Raw genomic sequence first — 21,941 nt, 5'->3', positions numbered from 1 at the left:
AGTTAGGCCCATGTGGGTATGGTCAAAGCTGTCTGGTGCCAAATGGATGGACGCGTGGGAGGATCGGTTTTATGGAAATCCTAACGCCGTTATTTCCAAGCTCAAAACCCAGAAGACCGTAAGGGTGGAGGTATACACTCAGACTAAGGAGGAGGCGGAGACCATCAAAAAGCAGTTCGGCGGCAGTGTTCGTAAACTTGTGCACCAGAACTGGGCAGCCATCACCGAACCTGAACGCCCCCCCATCCGCATACGCAATTCGGTTATCATCTCTGGAGCGCGAGATGATGATGCTCGGTCCATTTTAGAGGAGGAATTCCCCGGTAGACACATCATCCAAATACCCGCCGACATGGCATTCGGCACCGGCGATCATGCCACCACCTCTACCTGCCTGAGGTTCATGGTCGATATCGCCAAGGAGCGAAATGCTGCTAACTCAGATTGGGCGATGCTGGACCTCGGCTGCGGGAGTGGAGTCATCGCAATCGCCGCTAGAATGCTAGGGGCAAAAAACTGCCACGGTATGGACTTCGACCCTCAGGCCGTCAAAGTCGCCAAACGCAACGTCGAGCGCAACGGCGTGAACAAAGTCAAGATGACAGAAACCGACGTGCTTAAATGGAAACCTGAAAAGCAATGGCCAGTAGTCGTCGCCAATATGTTTTCCACCATCTTGCAACAAGCTTTTCCCACCATCGTCAAAGCCATGGAAAATGACGCCGACCTAGTGGTCTCGGGCATTCTTCACGACCAGTGGGATGAAACTAGATTGGTCGCTGAGAAATACGGACTAAGCTTCAACCGAGTTGTGAGGAAAGGCAAATGGATCACAGCACGTGGGGTGAAACTCTGAAAATTCGCCAAGCCCCATCTATGACAAAATTCATCAAGGGGTTTTCAACTCTTTTTCAAACTCGTGCACCGTTGGCGATGAATCGGTAGTCTCAGCGGAGAGATCACCCTTAACCCATCCTATAGCTATCGCATTTTTAATTCTAAGCTGACGTCGTTTGAGGCTATCTGGACCGCTTGTTAGCTTTAATATGACCCGCATCGGTGAAGATTTATTCCAGATAGTGATTTTGCTGAGCACGCCTGCAGCAGCACTGTCTCTAGCGACGTAGCCGTAAATCTCCTCATCAAGATCAGGGCTCATGATCCGATAACATTGCCACTTTGACTCATCTCTAAACTCGTAATTATAGTAGTCTGAGGCTACAGCCAAAACTCGCATCTCTGCACTTTTCACCGAGTTATTCAACAACAACTCCCAAGAAGCTGTGCCGTATCGAGCATAACAGTCCCAATCCACTTTCGGCCCATCTTCGGTAGCGACCACACAGATTGGTCTCGGCGATCCAGTCGTAAAGTAAGCCATAAAACATTGGAAACCGAACTCAGAGTTCTTAGCCGACCCCACTGCGACCAACCTATCTGGTACTGCATTCACAGCCTGAACTGCGTATTCATGCAATCTAGGTTTTACCAAATCTGGATTCCTAGCCCACTTAAGTCGCTTGTCACTTTCTACAGCATTCGTAAACAGCTCGGCAACTTTCCGAGATTCATCCTGAGCTGGAGCCTGAACGAAATTAATTACGTATGCTGGAGTTTCTTGAACTTGCAATGGCTGTGTCGCGCTGACCTTACCCTGTTTACCGGCAGAGAACAGTCGTTCCTTGAGGTAGAATTTGTAAAAGGCGAGAGAGCAAACCAATAACATAATCACACCTCCCCCAAGCACCAATGGGGCGACAGACTTTTTAGGTTCCGGTTTTCGTGATCTTCGCCTGCGTCGACGTTTTGGCGCATTAGGAGTTCCAAGATCTCCATGCCTGCTCTCCACATTCAGTGCTGCCTTTTCATTGTCTGCCAACATATTCGGGTACTTGTTTCAGGGGGGATATAAAGATTCACAATCTTCGATCCGATATAGATCTCGACAGTTTCAACGGGGTATATAATTACATAACGTGATAGGAATGCATGACCCGAGAACCTTGAATCGGCATTCAGATCTTATATCCAGATTCTTAATTGTATGAATAATGTTCTGCGCTTTCGATCAAAAAAATATCCGCCGTAGTTACTAAGAACCACGGCGGATAAATAAATTATAAGGGCATTAATTAATGCACTAGCTACGTCTGCGTCTGAGCATCAGCAAGCCAGCACCAAGTGTGACCATCAAGGATGATGATGGCTCAGGAACAGCTACGAAACTGATCGTATCACCACTGGTAGCTGTCCAAGCAACCTGAGGATTCATCCATATGCCCAAATCAAGCTTACTTTCTCCAAACACGGTAAATAAGTCAGCCGCACTCCACACAAATGTGCCCACAGGAGTTACACTACCTCCCGGCACAGGTGCTAACCCCATGCTCAAATTACTGCCGTTAAATCCAAATGTTTCTGGACCGGTGAACGCATCAGGAGCAATGTCTAATTCTGACGCAGTAATACTGCCGTAACTTAGACCAATTTGGTAGTTACTGGCACTACTAACGAAGGATAAATTACTACTATCGCCAGCAAATTGATCCGAGGGAGGAGCTCCGGCAGTCACTTGCGTCCCAGTAGGCAAGCTCAGAGTTCCTGATAATATTCCTGTAACAGTTCCATTTGGATTTTGCCTGAAAGTAACGGTTACAGCCGCTCCAGCCAATGCAGGCAGCATGCACACGCCCACTGCGATTGCAGGCAGTTTGGATTTAATTAAATTTTTCATCGTTGTTGTAATCGTTGTTTTGTTGAGGGTTTTAAATTAACTGAGAATACTGGCAAACACTGTGTGCGGTGCGCTCACCTGAATCTGGTCACATTAAATCTAACTGCTAGGGATTGGTCAACTATTTTTTGATGATTTCCTATTTATTTTAGCCTTCCGCCATAATTCACGTAGGATCCCTTAAAAGACTTGGAGCGCAAACCTCCCTCATAATCGCCTACAAAACCCACAAAATAAGCAGTTAGCTCACTACAGATCTTCGTAGATCCAGTTCCCAAAGTGTATTCAAAGGCACTGATTTAGAACTCGTTAATCACTAAGCCCTCTTAAGGTTTTTACAATTTCGTATTTGTAGCTGAGTCAGTATCTCCCAGTAGAATAATTTTCTCACCATGCACGGCAATAAACTTGCATCGGCTGATTCATAGGTTAACAAATCCTCACCGCTCCGGAGGAGGGTGCTCATGGAAACCGCCATCGCCCCGATTCGGGACGCATGCAACCAATCATTTTTAACCCATGGATTCCATCTCATCACGCGTTGATAAGGTCGCCCCTTCTCTCACTCTTTCCGTTACGAACCAGGCCAAGGCCATGAAGGCTCGTGGCGAAGAAGTCTACGGACTGGCAGGCGGCGAGCCCGACCAAGACACTCCGGACTTCATCAAACAAGCTGCCATCGAGGCGCTTGGCGAAGGCAAGACCAAGTATACCCCCGCTGCCGGCATCCCCGAGTTGCGTGAGGCCATTGCCAACAAACTCAAGACCGATAACGGTATCGATTACGATCCCCGCCAAGTGGTAGTCAACAGCGGTGCCAAGCAGTCTTGCTATAATGCCATCCTTGCGGTCATTGAAGAAGGTGACGAAGTCATCATCCCTGCTCCTTACTGGGTAAGCTATCCTGAAATGGTCCGTCTAGCAGGTGGCGAACCGGTCATCGTGGAGACTACTGCGGAGAACGATTGGAAAATCACTCCTGAGCAGTTCGAGGAAAACATGACAGGGCGCACCAAGATGATCATCCTCAACACACCTGGGAATCCAACTGGTTCAGTCTATTCCGCTGATGAACTCAGAGCTCTGGGTGACGTCGCCCTCTACGAAGACATCATCATCCTCTCCGATGAAATCTATGAGCATCTCGTTTATGGTGAGACTAAACACACCAGCATCGCCTCACTCGGTAAGGACCTCTACGACCTAACCATTACTATCAACGGTTTCTCTAAGGCTTACTCAATGACCGGTTGGCGTATTGGTTACGCCGCAGCACCTAAGCCGCTCGCAGAAGCAATGTCCAAAATCCAAGGACACACCACATCGAACGCAACCACTTTTGCCCAGTATGGAGCACTCGCCGCCCTCTCTGGCGGAGCTGATTTCATCAAGGACCTCAATGCTGAGTATGATGTCCGCCGTCAATTCGTGCACGGTCGCCTCAGTGCCATCAACAACATCAAAGTGGTCGAGCCAAAAGGAGCCTTCTACTGCTTGGTAGATACCACCGACCTCGGCCTGACTTCCGTCAACCTTTGCGACAAGCTGCTCACTCGTTACCGCGTAGCCGCCGTGCCTGGCATCGCTTTCGGCAACGACAACAGCATCCGCATCAGCTACTGCACTACACTCGATGTGCTCAATGAAGGGCTGAGCCGCTTCGAAGAATTTTGCAAGGCTCACTAAGGCGGAAGCACCTGAAACTAATTTACTTCCACGCGGCATGCCTCATCGGTGTGCCGCGTTTTTTATGGGTAGGTCACATGATCTAACACCAAACCATCAGCAGGAGCACAAAAAGGCGACCTTCCATGTGGCAAGTCTGGATCCTGATCTAACAATAACTGTAAATCGTCGAGTCGCAGTCGGCCCTGCGCTGCATAAACGACGGAGCCTGTCAGAAGCCTGGCCATTTTATAAAGGAAACCATTTCCTGTGTAAGTAATGCGGTAGCCAGCTCCGGTCGTCTGAAGATCGCATTGAGAGAGTGTGCGTGAGTATGAAGTATCGTCGGTCTCATTACCACGCTTAGCGGAAAATGCTCGGAAGCAATGTTGACCTTTGAGAATATCCAATGCCTGCTGCAAGGAAGCCGGATCCAACTGTCTGGGTAAATGCCAAGCTAGGCCGGCTTGGAGAGGAGGTAACACTGGTGCTAAGCAAAGATCGTAAGTATAGGTTTTTGCGACAGCTGAAAAGCGAGCATGAAAATCCTCAGCTACTTGTGAACAATCCATAATCCGAATCGTGGCCGGCAGCTTGGTATTCAATGCTGGCACCCAATTGTAAGGATTCATACTAAGTCCGTCTGGGGCATCAAAGTGAGCGATTTGCCCCAGCGCATGAACGCCCGTATCGGTTCGGCCCGAGCCTTGAATGCGTATCTGTTTCTTCGCAACCTCGAATAATGCCGATTGAATATGATCCTGAACAGTATTCCCTCCCGGCTGAGTAGCCCACCCCTCAAAAGGGCGACCATCGTAGGCTATTGTTAGTTTCAATCGCACCCAGAAAGCTTAAGGACTAGACACAAAAAAAGCAACCCCACCATGATTGGTGAACGGTTGCTTGTTGAAATAGTAATTGCAGTCAGCAGTGAACGCCTACTGACCTCTGCCAAAAATGACGATATACACGGTCTTAACCAAGATGATCGCGTCTAATATCACGGAATGATTCCTGACATAATACAGATCATAGTAGAGTTTCTCCAAGGTATCCTTATCGTTTTGTCCGTAGGAATAATTGACCTGCGCCCATCCTGTGATTCCCGGTTTCACTGCATGCCGGAAGTGATAGTACGGGAATTTTTGCTCATACCCCTGCACAAGCTCTGTCCATTCTGCCCGTGGCCCGATCAAACTCAGATCCCCCTTCAGTACATTCCAAAACTGAGGAATTTCATCCAGTCTCGTTTTACGTAAAAATTTGCCAATCACTGTGATGCGATTGTCATTAGCAGAAGTATACATTGAGCCATTTTCGGACCCAACTTTCATGCTGCGGAATTTATACAGCGTGAAATGAACCTCTTTTTGACCAACTCGCGGCTGCTTGAAGATAACTGGCCCTTTACTCGTTAATTTCACGAGGATCGCTACCACGAGAAACACAGGAGAGAATAACACCAAGCCCGACAAACCGAATAGGATATCGGCGAGTCGTTTTACTCGACCGTAGGTAACGTTTTTGGTGAGCAAAAATCCGCGCTCCAAGGCCCAGCCCATGGAAATTTCACTGGGAGGGATGATCATCATCTTTTCTCGTAGATACGCCTCATACGAGCAGACGTTGTTGCCATTGAACTGAGCTACTGCCAATCGCTTGACGAAGGTCGGCGGCAGACTTTCCATGGGACAGGCAATCACGTAATTTTCTACGTAACGCCCATGGAGTGATGAGTTCAAAGATAAATCGTCGAGCGACTCGAAGACGGGGGATTCCGAGTCCCCATCGATGACATGTTTTCCTATACTGTCTCCAGCTGGGTCGATCGCAAACACTGCGTGGGTCGATTTTTTATCGGTAAGCCGCTGGTATAAGTCCGCAGTGGTGGAACCCGAACCAATAATACAAAGAGCATTTCCCTTTTGCAGAGAGTGTTTCAGGCGAGCCAAACAAAAGCGATAAGCTATAGAAAGACATGTGAAAGCCACCAACGTGAATATAATGATACTCCGGCCTGAATTCATCCTATAGCCATATGCTACAAATGAATAGATAATAAAAAAGACACCAACAAATATCCCAAAGGACACAATAAGATGTTCACTGATAAAACGGAATGTTCCCGTATTTGTCTGGTAAGAGTATCCTCCTACGAGAGCTATACCGATCACATTAGCAAGCGTAAGAACGAGCAGGATTCTTCTGCTCATCGCCTGCAAAATATCAACATCATATCTCAGTGACACCCAAATGGCGAACAAAGCCACGATAAGCAAAATGTCCGTAAAAAGCAGGATTACCGGATATACATGGCGAATGAATGCACGCTTCCAATGAATGACTCCCTGAAATTCTTCACAATCTGAGGTGAAGATAGATCCAGTGGAACCATCATCCTTTTTGGCCGTCAGTCGATCTAGCATCAACTGACTTTTTGTCGGTGAGAGGTTGAGTTCCTTAGCATTCATGAGGGGGTAAAAGCTACGGTTAGTAGGGGAGATGTGAAATACGCCGAGCGCATGCTATGCACAGGAATGCAAATTGGTCAATTTGATTGTTATTATATGCCGCAAATCATCAGCATGCCAAGGTGTTGCAATCATCATTTCTGTTGCTCAAGCTCTTCTTTTAAGAGGTTCCTATACCTTTCAGCCAATTTTGTATTACCTGCTTGGTATGCGGCGTTGGCTAGTAATCGTAAGAAAATCGGCCGATACTTCTCAGTTGCAGAATCTAGTCGAGGCTCCAAAAGATCCAGAATAGTCGACCACTGTTGTTGATCCGCTAGAATGAGGCATCTCACATGCAAATTACGCTCCATACTCGACTCATCGATTTCTTGTAACAGGTCGAGCAGACGCAATGACCGATTCCATATTGGCTCATTCTGGATGGAAAATCTAAAAGCTCCAGCATTCTCGGCTGATGCGCTTCCTGCGGATATCAATGCGCAGTACTCAGCAATCATCAGTGACGCCGGTTCCAGTGAAAAGGCCAGATCGAAATGAAGCTTCGCTTCATTGGCTAGATTTTTCTCCCACGCCGATAACCCCAGCAGTAGGTGTGCCACACTTACGCCCTCACCGTCTGCCAAAGCTGCTCTAATTTTAACATCGGATAAGCTACCACTAGCACTCAACTCAGTCAGGGAATGAATCACCCGACTGACAGCATAGGCGACTTGATCATTTGACATCGCTTTTTCAAGATACCGCAGTGCCTTGTGTCTTTGGTTCGAATCATACTTATCGAGCAGCGCATTTGCCATGACCAGATTCGTCATCGCCAGTTGCCCCTGTAACTTTTCATCTTTGGGATTCAAGGCGACTCTCCTCTCCAACGATTCGGCCAACTTACCCAAGCTCTCCTCAACACCGTCATATGCACCTGGCAAATCGATCAAGATCGAATATAATTCGATACGTTCCGGAATGAAGCGCTTATGCTCAGGATCATCTAGCAGCAATTGATTTTTCAATTTGACGGCTACATCCGCGGCAGAGTCCTTATCATCAACCATCAAATAGGTTTTTGACAACATGAGCAATACCGGTGGATCTGGATCTGAGATTTCCTTGAGAATCTCGATGGCCTTTTGCTGTCGTCCGGACTGAGAGTACATGCTAGCTAGCTGAACTCTGACGTCATCAGGTCGCTCGCTGGATTTAACGGCCGCATTCATGTGCCCTATCGCCTGGGAGAAGCTCTCATTACTGCCTCCCCCCGTGCTCAGCAACCAACGGGCATACCACACATGAGCAGGTGCGTAGCTTAGCTCTTTCGTCAAACGGTCGAGCAAGACATTACGTCTCGGCATATTCCCGTTCTCATTAGCTGCAATCATTGCGGCAAAGAGAAGCTGAGCATCCCGACCGAAAGCTTTGCTCATGAACAGTTTTCCTGACATGAACTCGGCTTTCTCATAATCTCCCGTGCCCGCAGCGCTCAACAGACTTTTTCGATAATCCCCGAATTTTTGATCATCGGTCTGATTATTTGCGAGAAATGTGTTCGATAACACCCACGCAAAAGTAGCGATAAGGGGCAGAGCCCAAAGAAGTAACTTCCAGGGTCTCGTCGACAACCAGAGGCGGGGGAATTCAACAAATCGTTTGAATGGCATCAACAAAACACTGAGCCATTTCATCAGTTTGGCAGTTGCTCGACGCGGGATAAGGAGTGATATCAGCCAAACGATGAACTTTGGCAACCCCACTAACAAAGCGATGCAATAGCGCAGCTTTGATTTACGTTTAAGCCTGCGCAATCGAGAATTTTTGTATGGATTATTCATTTCCTCTTAATTCAATTGTTGCAGGCTCTGACGAGCAATGGCACGTCGTGCTTGCTCTCTGAATTGTGCATACATTAACCTTATTTCCTCTTGGGTTGCTTCGTCCAAGGGCAACGGAGTAGAAACCATGCATTGTGTCTGATAGAATGTACGCTTGTTTCTGTCCATGGATTTACCAAACGGTGCCGACCATTGATCTGGGTGTAAACGATAGCGCAACATACCCAATCTGTGTGTTGCAGGTTTAGGCTGAACAACGTCACCAACATGGTCTGAATGACTGCAAATTACGAAACCTGCGTCTCCATTTGGAACCGTCAAGTATGTCTCTGATGCACCCCAGTTCGAAAAGGCACCATCCCTCAGAGTTTTTTCGGCATTTATCGTCCATCCGATATTATTGTAGCAAGACTTTACATCATGCCAGTTATCAAAGGGGTAATCTAGCGACATGATGACGTTAATTCCATTATATTTAAGTCTCCAAGTATTCGAAAGGGCACCCCAGATACTCGCAAATTCACGTTTCTCATCATAGGCCGAAATTACCTCCCATCCTGGACGATCAAACTTGATCGTCTGTCGGCTAATTTTAGACAAGTCATCTTCACCATACATGAACTGCCTCCTGTCGGTCTTCATCCGATAAAAATAAATAACAGCCTCCATACCCGAGAGGCCGACCAAAACAATAATGAGCGTAATGATCACTCCTCGACCTGGACGAGAGGGTTTTGATGCTACAGAAAATCGCCCAAGCAGGCTAAACAACGAAAAATTGCTGACTGCATTCCAGAGCTTCGCGAGCATACCCCTCGGTCTTCTGGCCCCGCTCAAATCATTCGCATCCCGATCAATACCAGACAACAGGAATGCTGACAATGCGTCCGCGCTAAGCACTAACAGCAACGAGAATACTGCGGAAACTATGACAAAACCTACTAAATACCCCCCCGATAACACATCGATTTCGTGTTTTCTGAAGATCGACACTGCCATCAATATACGGCAAACATTTAATAGCCACGTGGAGACAACAGCCAGCACAAACGTCATCAGACAAGTCATCAGCTTTCTGTTTTTAATCACGCAAATTACAGCTGCAGTGGCTACCATACTCAATACCGAAACCAGGCCGCTGCATATCGTATCGATCGGGAAATCGTGTTGAGGCAAAGCCAGAATATTTCCTTGCAAAGAATGAGTCACATTGCGGTAATCGAGAATAGCCGATGCCCATTGAGCACTCAAGTTCTCCATCCAGACCATCATCCTAACAATCAGCTGATAAGGCGGCCTCAAAAGTAGAAAGAGAAGCAGAAAAATCCCCATCAAATTTTCTATTTTACGGCAAGATGCGAGATATAGGAATCCTGCTCCAAGCAACATTAAAAACGCTAGTGCGGACAACCAAGGTATAAAATATAACAACGCTATTAGAGTTACCGGAATAGCTCCTACACCCAAAAACCACATTGGCCACCTTGGAGAAAATCTTTCTGCTGGAGGTGCTTGCTTCCAGCGTTGGTAGAGGATTATCCCAACAGCAAAAATTACTAACGGATAGAACCGATAATAAATTTTCCACTGCAGCACGCCGAAATAATCAATCAGCATCGGCAAATACATGCACAGTGTAGCAATCAGTAACACCCAGGTGCACGTATTGAGTTTTGATTTATCTTTATTCGACATTGAATCCACTTGAAAATTTCTCTGAAACCAAACCCAGAATGGGCTCACTGGGTTAACTTTGCCCGATGTAAAGCAGCAATTTCTATTTGCCCGAGGGCTTCATAAGCCTCGGCTAGCCACTGGTGTATCTCTCTTTTATCGTCGATCCCCCCCATTGCCTGTTCCAGATGGACGATAGCTTCTTTCCACTTCTTATTTCTAACATCGGCGAATCCTAACAGCTTCAAACACCTCGCCCGCTTGTCTTGTGAGACATGCTTCATTGCGTTCTCAACTAACTTTTCAATTTTCCTAACCTCGGGGGATGATTTCGCTACCAGATCTTCAGCCAAAACCAGCATGGCTTCTCCATTCTTACTGTCCTCACTGATCGCTCGCTCCAGATATGTACTGCGAGCCGGGTCATTACGGTCAAGAGATAGCGCGAGGGCTAATGAGGTATCCGCCTTTGTCTCGACGTTGGTCGATTCCACTTCAGTCAGGCTCTTCTGCACGATTCCTTGAACTCGTTCACGAAGTGTAGGAACACGAGCCGCCATCGATGATAGTGCTTGAATAGCAGCCTTGTTGCCCGGTTTAGCATCCAACACCTTTTGCAGCTCAGATATCACGGGTTGAAAGCCCTCTGAAGACCGGTCCTTTATTTCTTTATACTGACGAATAGCGCGATGATAGTGGTAGGCCATTCTTAAAGCCTTTGCTTGTTCGTATCCAGTTTCATCCTCACCTCTTTTCGCAACCTTTTTAGCTGTCGGAAACTGAGCCTCGAGCCTGCGAAGTGTAGCTTCGGCATTCTCGTCCTTTTTCAGAATCAGGGCGCTTAACACATAGCTTACCTTGTCGGCGACATCCGAGGATCTTGATTGTCCATAGGTAGAAAATAAATGCCATGCTCGCTCCTCTAGCGCCAGGTTCTCGCCTGGCATCGCCAACACGTTTGCCAATGGAACGTGGAGTTCTGGGTGAGGCGCGACTTCGCTGGTAACTGCCGACAGCAGAACGTCCACAGCTTGGTTCCGCTTACCCTGTGCAGTATAGCTGGCAGCGAGCAAAATATATGCAGACTCTATTTCGGGATTCAAACCGATCGCATGCTGCAAGTGGCGTTGTGCAGTGATGACTTCTTCAGATTGGTCCAACGGAGGTATCTCCGCAGCTTCCCCACCCTCGGATTCGACAGGAAACGACCAAATAAAATTGGCATCAAAATTCGCGAGCTTCTCTTGCGCCACCCATAGGTGAGCTTTGCCAAAGCCGAGTGGATTTTCCGGTTTATCCCCCAGCCTTGCCAATCGATACATCGCCACGCGTCCTAGAGCCGAATCACCCTCTTTCAGGGTAGTTAAAGCCTTTTTATACTGCATTTCATACGTACCCGATGAGGCTGCTACGTCTTCGATATACTCTTCATCTTTATCCATCAAGATCATGGCAGCCCACGGCACCGCGACTATGACGCACAAAACTAAAAACACGCCTAGATAGACGTGCTTTCTTCGACTCCAGTGTCGCTTGAAGTTCTTTCGGATACTTCGTTTGCTTTTCTTTTTTCGCGCCACAAGTTTATTCTAAATATCTAAGATCAAATATCAATTGCTAATTTAGGACACAACGACATCGACATTGCTTAGACTGTTGTGATTTTTTAACTTTTCTAACTACTAAGAACCGCAGCACAACAGTGTGAATTTTCGGCTCGGTTGAAACGCTTTTCTGAAAATTCTCTGGCGAACTTTCCTCTTTGCTCGTTCTCCGCCGGTATTCTGGATTGCTCCACAGCAATTGCCAGCGCTTGAACGTCGCCAGGAGGAACCACCCACCCCCCTCCGCTTTCTAGAACCCAACGTCCGATGGAACTTTCTTCAGAACCAATAAGAATGACAGGTCTGCCTGCGGCGAAAATTCCCTGTAACTTGGAAGGCAGCATCGTTCCATCCCAATCGGGTCGCAGCGAGACAACATGAACATCGGCAGTGGCGAGATGGGTGTCCAATAGTTCAGAATTCACATATGGATACAGCTCCACTAAGCAGTCGGGATTTTTCTCAATTCTTTGGGCTATTTCCCCCCGACGCTTGCCATCACCAAAAAAAGCAAACCTGACGACCGACGAACTATAATCACGGGGAGGAGAATTCGAATCAAGCTGCACACAATCTGAAGTTGCTACCTGTAATATTTCATCAAAAGAGTGCCCCAGACCCATATTACCCGAATACATAACCACATGTTCGTTGCTCTCCCAGCCCCTGCTTTCACGCAAACTCATGATTTCATCATTTGACGGGGAATGACCCAAGCCACTATTCCACAATGGTACCCATTTCACTGGAACTCTTTCTGGCAAGTACGGTTGCACACGACTCGCCATGTCTGGCCCTAAGGTCAATACACACGAACATCGATCACCACCGAAGCCCCAACAAGCAATCGCCTTTAAGATTCTGTAGGAAACAGAATTCGGAGACAGCAAACCATGGGCTGCCATCACATCAGGATACAGATCCATCACCCAGTGACCATGATCCCCACCCCGTAGTTTGGAAACGGCTCGTGCGATGACAGATAAGAAAGGCGGCGTCGTGAGAGCTATCACTCTGTCAGGCCGACGTTTCATGTTCACCACTTTCCAAGCAACGCCTATATAGAACGTCAAATAATCAACCAGCTTGCCCACAAAAGCCCTACGGCCGAATGAAGTTGAATTAACTCGGATCAAATCCAATCTCCCCAAGTCTACGTTATTTAGTTGAGAAGCGACCGCATCCGAGTTCCCTAAGTTCTTAATATTGCCTGAGTAGCCCTCACTTGCTGAACAAACAACAGAAACCTCATGCCCCATTTCGATGAGTTGATCCACCACGGATTCCAACATCATTCCAGTTGGAGCAACATCCGGAGGATAATATTGGTTGATGATAACTAGGTGCATCGAAGCGTGCATGTTAGAGAATAGACATTTGTAAGATCAATACTGCTTTAGATTGCCCATTCAACATCCTCTAATGTTCGGTAGAATTCATCCGATTCTCAACCCTCTTGATAGAAATCATGGTTTCATACATCATCTGTAATCGGCAATAGACCCATCCAGGGTAACCATCGAGAAAGCCGAGTCTGATGAAATATAAATGGATAAACTTTAGCCAGGGCCTACAGGGCATCCGGCTAAAACATGCTTTCAATGCTCGTTTACGACTTATCGGGTCTGACGAGAAACATTGGCTCATCGAGACTTCGCCCATCACGGCTAGCGACTCTTCTGACGAGTATCGATTGTGTTTATCAATCCAGTCACAAATGCCCTTGGAAAAGTTGTAATGATCATAGGGTGTATCGATGTAACCAACTCCGCGTTTCGCTTGGTCTTCTCTCTGACCGTGTCCGGATTTCGCAAACCTAACTTCTCCCAGTTTCAGCAACCTGACTTGGGGATAGGGATACTGAGTGCAATGTTTAATCCACTTGCCCAAAAAGATAATTCTGTTGGGGACAAAATAAGCGCTGTGTTTGTTTTCCTTGATGACTTTTTCGCAATCGGAACGAAGCTCTTCATTAAAACGCTCATCAGCATCCAAATGAAACACCCAGGGATGCTTAAAATTAATTTCGTCCAGTGCGTAGTTTCGCTGCGCTCCGAAATCATCGAACTTACGCTCGTAAATTCTCGCTCCGTTCTGCTTTGCGATATCGCAAGTGGCATCTCCGCTGAAAGAATCCAATACAACGACATCATCGCACCAAGACACCGAATCAAGGCAATCTTGAATATTGATTTCCTCGTCTTTGGTGAGAATAAGAATGGAGAACATCTCGGTGTATGGAATGATGATTCAGCGAATGACTGCACCTAAACTCTAGCAGACTGAACATTCGCTTTAATATGTTCAGGATTAAACATCGAGCAGAGCACCACACTGTTCGGAAAATCTGACCACAGCTTACTCAAGGTCTGACTCGGTGTTAGCTCGCCCCTGTTTTTCAACGGTGAAAAGAACACATTAGTTTTATCCTGACGCAATTGATGGGCTAAATCATAATGCCCGGCCGACGGGGAGTTGTTAAATTGAAGCACATCAAACCGTTCGAAGTCGGGCAAAAATATTTCGTGAGTCGCCCAATCAAAGGCTAGTCCGAAACCACGTATTTTCCCCTCTGCTTTTAGACGGTCCGCAGCAGCTACCATCGCTTCGACATTTTCTATCGCCCCGGTTGGTTCATGGATAAAAAGCAAATCGAGGTAATCGGTCTTCAGAGCACGGAGGCTCCGTTCCAGACTTGTTTGCATATTTTCCGGAGTAATGGCCACTCGTTCATGGAATGGATCGCGACGGGGCTTGACCTTTTCAATAGCCTCTTCTTGCACAGGTGCGCAGCCTGATTTTTTACCCCGCCCCATGGCTCTCGCAAGCGGTTTCAGTGGCCTAAGCAAGCCCGCCTTCCAAGTAGCTCGAATACCAAATTTACTGGCAATCACTACCTGTTCGCGTTGCTCTCTGAAAAATTTTCCTAAGAACTTCTCTGCCTCACCATAACCGTAGGATCTCGCGACATCAAAATGAGTAATCCCATTGTCCAACGCACAGCGTAGAGCCTGGTCAGCATCCTTGCCACCTACCGCACCCAGGATCGGAGCGCAGCCGAAACCTAATACGGAAGACTCAACACCTGGGCTTAATGTGACTTTACGCATGACGCTGGTGAATGTGTTGAGCTAAACGAGCTGCAAAGGCTCCTAACAAAAATGTCGGGTTCGCCTGACCGGATGTGGGAAATGCCGAGCTACTGCAGACATAGAGATTGTTTGTGCCCCATACTTTAAGATCGCGGTCCAGTACGCTATGTTCCGGACTTTTACCAATGCGCGTTGTTCCGCTTTGGTGGATGCCATCGCGCGACATGGCTCGGATTTCATCGGCCAAATCTTCTTGAGGAAACCAATATTCCAGCTTCCCACAGTCACATTGCTTCAACCAAGCATCGAGGAGCTCATGAGCCTTGATCACCGATGCGATATCTTGATCCGTATACTCATATTCGATATTGAGAGTCTCTCCGTCATCAGCAAGAGTTATTCTATTTCCAGAAAACGGAATTTGTTCCGCATGAAAGTGCAAAGCATATCGGTTAGACTTACTGTGTAGACAAATCCCGGGCAGCTTTCTTTTGATACAATAGCGCCGGAAGAAAACCGTAGCCGGAGATATCAGCGATCCTGGCATGCCGCGGATCACGTTGACGATATGGTGCCAGAGCTTGTTGACTTTCCCCTTGGTGATCGAATTTGCGATGGCTGGAGGAGCCAAGCGTTTGCCTAGGAATGGCGTTATCATCGCCAAATACATCATCGACATTGCACCACTGCGGTGACTTGGATCATGGTACAAGGGGTTATCCAGCCATATCGCCGTGTTCAAAATACCCTCTCGACGCTGCACGTCCTCTGAAAACTGGAACCGCCTCCGGAAGTAGTTTCCCTCCTCATCTTGGTGGAAGTGATAATCTGTTTGCTTGGGATCTCCCCTGAAAGCTATCGATGCTATTTTTCCAGAAACATGGCCTTGGTAGAATTTACCAAGAGAAGACGGCGTTCCTCCTACTCCGTCGAAGACTTGGGCATTCCGCAGTAGAATGCGGGTGCTCTCTTGAGCCCCTGCAGCCAAAACAAACGCCTTGGCTTTCACCCGAATCATTTCGCCGCCATCAATCGTTCGAAAATCTAGTGAACGAATTGTGCCGTCGCTCTCAGGAGAACTGAATTCACGGGCTTCGACACCACACCAAAGTGTCAGGTTCGGCGCAGTAGCGATTTCCTCTTGATAGCGTGCAGCAAAGCGAGTCGGCATACTCCACCGCTCTAGCCGACTGTCGAGCACATCACCTTCAACAAAGCCATCGGCTATGCGTCGGTCTTTCCAGCCAGGCATTTCGTTCAAATTGAACGGCCCCGTTCCGCATTCAAAATATTCAGCTGACTTTTTGGTATACGAGCTAACCTCGTCCAATAAATCGAGATCCCAAGTGCATTCACCATGAATCACTGGCCGATCGGCAAAGTCCACCGGATCGAACATCACACAGCGCCCTCCCCATGTAAGAGATGTTCCGCCTAACCCCTTGTTAGTACACTCGTAGGGGTCGTGGTGATTGCGCGGATTTCGGTTGTTGATACTGTCATCGAGCTCATTTTTCCCAGTGCCGTTTTCTGCTCCATATTCAGCAAGCAACACGCTGGAATCAGGGTGATTTCTGCAATACTCAAGAGCCACAATCATACCAGCCGGGCCACTGCCAACAATGCAGAGGTCGAAGATACGATCGGATGGAGAAGGCTTGTTGGAAATCATAACACGCTGGATTTCAAATCCATCTACGAGACCAAATCAGGAATCACATTCCGCGAGCTCCGACGCTGAGCAGGATTCCCGGCATATACCGTCCACGGCTCCAAATCTTTAGAGCACACCGCGCCAGCACCTAACACAGCACCTTCCCCGCAAGTCACTCCCGGTAAAACGATAGCCTGAGCACAGATCCACACATGTGCGCCAATCTCTACAGGGTAACTGCGCAGGGGGAAATCGGCACTTTGATAATCGTGAGTAGCACCGCAGATGAATGCACCCTCGGAAACAATCGCATGATGCCCAATCGTCACCCCCCCAACGTTGTAGACATAAACGCGGGAAGCAATGGTCGCCACATTTCCCGTTTCCAGAAGCCAGGGCGCCCAGATTCTCGCTGAGGGATAGATAAAATTGTTTTGACCCAATTTAGCACCGAACATACGCAACACAAAACAGCGCCAGCGATGCATCGGATTAGGTGTGAGGCGACACAACACAGCCCACGTAAACAGCCAAATGGCTCGACGCAATTTACTGCGAGAGCTTTGCATCGGACGCATCAAGGCATCCGGATGACTTGCGTCGTGTTGACCAAAAATTGCCATTTACATAAAGTGAGCTAAACCGACCTATTTAAAAAGACCAGATTCCGTATCTCACCACATAGAGCAATGCGGCTAAGCGCTCCCGTCGCGTGGCATAGCGATGCCAGTTACTGAATTGATCGGGCTTGGGCTCAAAAGACAGCACGAATTCTCGATCAGGCTGATAACGATCAAACACCGCCATAGAGCGTGGGCCATGAAACCAATTAGTCACCAAGACAACTCTCTGTGCTCGAAGCTTGGTCAGTGTGGTCGCAGTTAACTCGGCATTTTCAATCGTCGAGGTTGCCTTCGTTTCATGAATGATGTCTGACTCATCGACGCCCCCAGCCAATAAAGCATCGTAAATCATTCCGCCGTCACCAGTGACTAACAAAGGGACGTCTGGATAAATTTTGTGTAACCGGATGGCCTCCCTTGGTCGTTCCTCGTTGCCACCACCCAGGACAAGAATCACGTCAGGAGTCCAAGGAAATTCTTCAGCTTCAGGATCAGGCCACCCACCCCATCCGATCCACCAGCCAGCTAAGCAAGTAAACAAGAACCCGGTGAGCAGTCCTCCTTTAATCCATTTTTTAGATAGCAACTTCATCAGAAATCTGCTCGTGAATCAGACAGGAACATTTCGATACTTCAATCATATTGAACACATTCCGGCTTTTCGCTATCGCCAAGAACCCAGTGATAAAGCTCGTTCATTTGCTCCGCAATTTTGTGCCATGTAAATCGCTCACTGACCAAGTTGAAACCATTTTCACCCAACTGACTAAGCTCTTCATCTGAAGCACTAAAAAGCTTAACCATTGCATCTGCGATACTTGCTATCTCCGTCTTGATAGGCACCGCAGCCTTCGCAGCAAAACCCTCTGGTAGGTTGCAATGCTCTGTCATCAATACAGGTAACTTATATGCCCAAGCCTCCAAAACCGACATTGGAAGCCCTTCGCTATAGCTGGGTAGAATAAAGGCATCAGCCAATCTCAGAAGTTCTTCTTTGGTATCTCCAAATACCGAACCGGTAAATACTACCGATACTGATCTATATTTGTCGTCTTTGCCGTGGAGCAACTGCGTTGCCGGAATATCGGCATAAGATATCGAGAGCTCATCACAAATTTGCTTCAACTCTAACTCATGCCTCTCTTGGTCCCAGCCAGCAATGACAAACTGCCAATCTCTGTCTCCTCGATCGGCCTTGGCCCACGCGCGCAGCGCATTCGCCAAGCCTTTCTTTGGATGGATTCGCCCAAGAAATAGTAGCGTCTTACTCTGCCTCGTAACGCCGCCCTGACATTCATTCTGCTCGGGAAGATCGATACCGTTCGGGATGATTGCCACTGGCACCTTCACGCCATAAGCTCGGATTGACTCCGCTTCCGATTGGCACAACGCATGCAAACACGCAGCCCCCGCCAAATGCCGGCGTTCATACAAGATCGAAGCAAGCTGTTTTTTGGTCCGTGAACGATTCAACGCCCAAGCATCTAACATGCCATGCGGACTGACAACATACGGCCGTCCATAACGTTTTGCCCAACGAGGCACAGCGACAGATAAGTAAGTCCACAAACCATGGGTATGTATCACATTCGGACTAGAACTGTCCATAGCTGTGTTCAAACCAGGAATCACTTGCATGCCTGGGAACTTCCTAGATTCTAGTAGCCTAGGCGAACCATTTGGCCATGGACTGATAGGGTCACCTTGATCTCTCACCGAAAGGACCTTCGTACTTAGCCCCGCATCTGTCTGCGCAAAACTCAAGGCACGAACTACTTCCGATATTCCACCACCTAGTGTGGAAACCGATTGCGTTAAGTGGAGGCAATTCATGTGTGAGGGGAATACCGAATTGGGCAATCATCTGAATAACTTCAGCTCCATTAGGCGCTCATACTAAGTCGATCAGAGCATCGCCTAGGTCGTCCATCGAAAATGTAGCCTCAGAAACCACCGGCTTCAACGGTTGTCGGCGCGATAACCGGATAGCTTCGGCGATCGTTTGTGGCTCTATGTCAGCTAAAATCCAGCCATTCACACCGTGATCGACCGCTGAGCCACAATGAGCTGAAGCTATTACTGGAAGCCCTCTAGACAGGGCTTCCAGTTGGGTGATCGCATATCCATCGGACAGAGTGGGCAGAATGAATACCTCCGCTTCCTCATATAGCTGTCCGACTTGGCTACGTGGAACGGAACCCACCCACTTGACGTTAGGTAAATCATGCCATGCTGACTCATCAATTTCACACGGACCCGCCAATGTCAGATGGATAGCATCGTCCTTGAGCAGGCGCATGGCCTCGAGCAACCGACCAATTCCCTTACGCAAATTGATTTGGCCCAAAAACAGCACCTTATAGATTTGATGACCATCGCCAGTTATTGGCTGAGATCCCCCCCCTGATTCAAGCAAGCTGATATTCTTGGCTCCATCATAGACTAGCGGAATGATTTTGAGCTTTTCCTTGGGGATTCCCTCTTTAAGCAGACATTGCTTCGACCACTCCGAATTAACGACTATCGTATCCGCTAAATTGATTTCCTCACGCCACAAATCCCAATATTCGGCTGGCGCCGGTTTCCATCTGGACCCAAGCTGAGGATAACGCAGATGTTCTGCAGCAACGATTCGCTCCTCCTCGGGCCCGGGATCAATCTGTCCTAATACAGTTTTCCATCCCCTTTTTCTCGCATGCTCAAACAAGTCGCGAGCCGCATAGCTATAGCTGAATATTACGTGTGAATTTCCCAGAAATTTTGATTTTGACAGAATACGCACAGCTAACCGTTGGAACAAAATATTGCGTGCCATGTTTACCGACCATCCTCGACGTTTTTTTATACGCTGCCGAAGCTCAAACATGAGCAGCGTCCAGTTTGGTGCTTTCACATTGGCCTCATGCAATTGCGCGTGATGTCGGTCTCTAAGCTTTTTAGCAACCGGCAATAGATCGATAATCCCTCCTGGATTCACCCAACAGTCAGTAACCATCATACGAAGTGCACCCTTGTGAATCAAAGCACGAGCGATTGCATAATGTTCACGCGCACCTATTTGACAAACTATCCACATATATTTTACACCAAGATACACTACCAATTGTAGCGATTATTCATTCGCTACAATTGTGACTGTGAATTTCATAGCATATTCGCTCTTGAAGCTATTGTTTCTTTCTTTTTTTGTAATAATTAAACACTTTTATCAAAATCAACCCGAAAACAAAAGGGTAAAGCACAAGCAATGTTATATCCCTTCCCATATTGAAAGTTAAAATTAGACCCACCACACATAGCAATAATCGTGCGGGATCTCTGCCCATCAAATCCTGACGCGCCAAAATGGCAACCCACAACGACATTAACAAAGCAGCAGTCATGGGCCCAAAGAGTCTACCAAAATTGACCACCCCTTGACCGATCATACCAGTTGCAATACTTGCGGAAATTCCACCTGTATGCACCACGTTGACATCTGATCCAAAACCGCGTGCTAGTGCATAATCCACCCCAATTGTCGGTTTATCTTTCCATATTCCCCGCGGGACTATGTTAGCAACTTCGGCAAAATACCGTCCGCCCCAGCTTGGAGCAAAAGTACCTCTATCAAAGAAATCATTCATATATCCAAGCTCTGAAAACATGCTCAACCCTTCGTGTTTTGACTCCTTTTTAACTACATTGTCGAAGTCTGATTCGTCCTTCTGAGCATTTTCTAAAGCTTCCGCGACACTAACCCCTCTGCCAATCGGATTTTCAACAACAAACATAAACCAGACATTGGTGATCATGAAGGCAACTAGCAGAATGGCGGCTTTCTTCCATAGCCCTCCTTCTATCCGAATGAACACCCATGCTAGCAAACCGGGAAGCATCGTCGCGATCATCGCGTTGCGGGTTCGATCAAATATGTAATATGGAAAAGCTAAGCAGCAAACCGCGATGGCCACAGACCTTGTTTTTGGATTCGTCGATAAAGCAGCAATAACACCAAATCCTGCAGTCATCAATATCTGTAAATATCCAGCTAATGATAGCAAGGCGCTGATCCCTCCCCCCATCCTACCCCGTATCCATGGGTACCCTCGTTCGCCCAAGTAGGGTGCAAACATACCGCTAAAATTATAATTGGTGCGTATTAGAGCAATGGTCATCAAAATTGCCCAAGCAAACAACATCGCCATTGCCAATTGATCTATTTGTCGTTGCACTGTCGGATGCTTTATACGATTTGTTTCGGCAAACAACATCAGATAACTTCCACGACTCAAATAACGTCGGTTTACTGCTTTATGAATAGGTTTGACTATGATCGCAAATGTCACCGTAAATAATAGAACCTGCCACCAAGCTGCATTCAGAGCTGACTCCCCCATGGTGAGGCGGTATCGTTCATAATCATTATATAGACCGTCGCCATGATACCAAACAGCTGTAGTACCAAGAACCATCAACATCGGCAATCCCCAACCGCTCCTTCTGTTCATCCAAGCATAGATGGAGCATGGCACTAATGCTATGATGCTTAAAAAAAATGAAACTGGATAGAGTGAAAGGTCCATTTAGAGAATAGTAAATGACAAATAGTGAATGGT

At 47.5% G+C, this 21,941-nt stretch carries 17 protein-coding genes; 2 read left to right on the top strand and 15 right to left on the bottom strand.

Annotated features, from left to right (window positions below):
• Positions 1-10 precede the first annotated feature (10 nt).
• Positions 11-856 (top strand): 50S ribosomal protein L11 methyltransferase, encoded by an 846-nt coding sequence (locus ACSPJT_RS13150; RefSeq protein WP_435893017.1) that lies wholly within the window; start codon positions 11-13, stop codon positions 854-856.
• Positions 857-889: 33 nt separating this feature from the next.
• On the opposite strand, the gene ACSPJT_RS13145 is transcribed toward ACSPJT_RS13150, so the two are convergent.
• Positions 890-1,879: a hypothetical protein gene (locus tag ACSPJT_RS13145; protein ID WP_435893016.1), complete on the bottom strand. Its 990-nt coding sequence runs from the start codon at positions 1,877-1,879 to the stop codon at positions 890-892.
• Positions 1,880-2,140: 261 nt separating this feature from the next.
• Positions 2,141-2,734 carry a PEP-CTERM sorting domain-containing protein gene (locus ACSPJT_RS13140; protein WP_435893015.1) on the bottom strand — a complete coding sequence of 198 codons (594 nt, stop codon included), beginning with the start codon at positions 2,732-2,734 and terminating at the stop codon, positions 2,141-2,143.
• 519 nt (positions 2,735-3,253) lie between these two features.
• Between ACSPJT_RS13140 and ACSPJT_RS13135 the strand changes: the two genes are divergently transcribed.
• The gene (locus tag ACSPJT_RS13135; RefSeq protein ID WP_435893014.1) at positions 3,254-4,420 is read left to right on the top strand and encodes a pyridoxal phosphate-dependent aminotransferase; all 1,167 of its coding nucleotides are present in this window, start codon (positions 3,254-3,256) and stop codon (positions 4,418-4,420) included.
• 62 nt (positions 4,421-4,482) lie between these two features.
• Here ACSPJT_RS13135 and truA read toward each other — a convergent pair whose 3' ends face one another.
• The 13 genes from truA to ACSPJT_RS13070 form a co-directional block, all read right to left on the bottom strand.
• Positions 4,483-5,241: a tRNA pseudouridine(38-40) synthase TruA gene (gene truA, locus ACSPJT_RS13130; RefSeq protein WP_435893013.1), complete on the bottom strand. Its 759-nt coding sequence runs from the start codon at positions 5,239-5,241 to the stop codon at positions 4,483-4,485.
• A 96-nt stretch (positions 5,242-5,337) separates the two neighbouring features.
• A complete protein-coding gene (locus ACSPJT_RS13125; protein ID WP_435893012.1) occupies positions 5,338-6,870 on the bottom strand; it encodes a sugar transferase in 1,533 nt (510 codons plus the stop codon).
• A 134-nt stretch (positions 6,871-7,004) separates the two neighbouring features.
• Positions 7,005-8,696, bottom strand: a complete 1,692-nt coding sequence (locus ACSPJT_RS13120) for a tetratricopeptide repeat protein (protein ID WP_435893011.1) — start codon at positions 8,694-8,696, stop codon at positions 7,005-7,007.
• 6 nt (positions 8,697-8,702) lie between these two features.
• Entirely contained in the window at positions 8,703-10,391 is a 1,689-nt protein-coding gene (gene xrtU, locus ACSPJT_RS13115) for an exosortase U (protein ID WP_435893010.1), read from the bottom strand.
• Positions 10,392-10,435: 44 nt separating this feature from the next.
• On the bottom strand, positions 10,436-11,812 hold the full coding sequence (locus tag ACSPJT_RS13110) for a hypothetical protein (RefSeq protein ID WP_435893009.1): 1,377 nt from the start codon (positions 11,810-11,812) through the stop codon (positions 10,436-10,438).
• 233 nt (positions 11,813-12,045) lie between these two features.
• Complete coding sequence (locus tag ACSPJT_RS13105) at positions 12,046-13,323, bottom strand: glycosyltransferase family 4 protein (protein WP_435893008.1); 1,278 nt, start codon at positions 13,321-13,323, stop codon at positions 12,046-12,048.
• 70 nt (positions 13,324-13,393) lie between these two features.
• Positions 13,394-14,203 (bottom strand): glycosyltransferase family 2 protein, encoded by an 810-nt coding sequence (locus ACSPJT_RS13100; RefSeq protein WP_435893007.1) that lies wholly within the window; start codon positions 14,201-14,203, stop codon positions 13,394-13,396.
• A gap of 38 nt (positions 14,204-14,241) precedes the next feature.
• Positions 14,242-15,084: an aldo/keto reductase gene (locus ACSPJT_RS13095; protein ID WP_435893006.1), complete on the bottom strand. Its 843-nt coding sequence runs from the start codon at positions 15,082-15,084 to the stop codon at positions 14,242-14,244.
• The gene (locus ACSPJT_RS13090; protein ID WP_435893005.1) at positions 15,077-16,738 is read right to left on the bottom strand and encodes a GMC oxidoreductase; all 1,662 of its coding nucleotides are present in this window, start codon (positions 16,736-16,738) and stop codon (positions 15,077-15,079) included. Before ACSPJT_RS13090 ends, ACSPJT_RS13095 begins: the two co-directional genes overlap by 8 nt.
• 633 nt (positions 16,739-17,371) lie before the next feature.
• Positions 17,372-17,935, bottom strand: coding sequence for a YdcF family protein (locus ACSPJT_RS13085; RefSeq protein WP_435893004.1), 564 nt, complete (start codon positions 17,933-17,935; stop codon positions 17,372-17,374).
• A gap of 41 nt (positions 17,936-17,976) precedes the next feature.
• The gene (locus ACSPJT_RS13080; RefSeq protein WP_435893003.1) at positions 17,977-19,176 is read right to left on the bottom strand and encodes a glycosyltransferase; all 1,200 of its coding nucleotides are present in this window, start codon (positions 19,174-19,176) and stop codon (positions 17,977-17,979) included.
• A gap of 58 nt (positions 19,177-19,234) precedes the next feature.
• Entirely contained in the window at positions 19,235-20,440 is a 1,206-nt protein-coding gene (locus ACSPJT_RS13075) for a glycosyltransferase family 4 protein (RefSeq protein ID WP_435893002.1), read from the bottom strand.
• 70 nt (positions 20,441-20,510) lie between these two features.
• Positions 20,511-21,908 carry a hypothetical protein gene (locus ACSPJT_RS13070; RefSeq protein WP_435893001.1) on the bottom strand — a complete coding sequence of 466 codons (1,398 nt, stop codon included), beginning with the start codon at positions 21,906-21,908 and terminating at the stop codon, positions 20,511-20,513.
• Between the last annotated feature and the right edge of the window lie 33 nt (positions 21,909-21,941).

It is taken from the genome of Oceaniferula spumae, assembly GCF_042849255.1.
Classification (GTDB): domain Bacteria; phylum Verrucomicrobiota; class Verrucomicrobiia; order Verrucomicrobiales; family Akkermansiaceae; genus Oceaniferula; species Oceaniferula spumae.
Note: the sequence above shows the minus strand (reverse complement) of the source record. Positions and strands in the feature narration are given on the sequence as shown.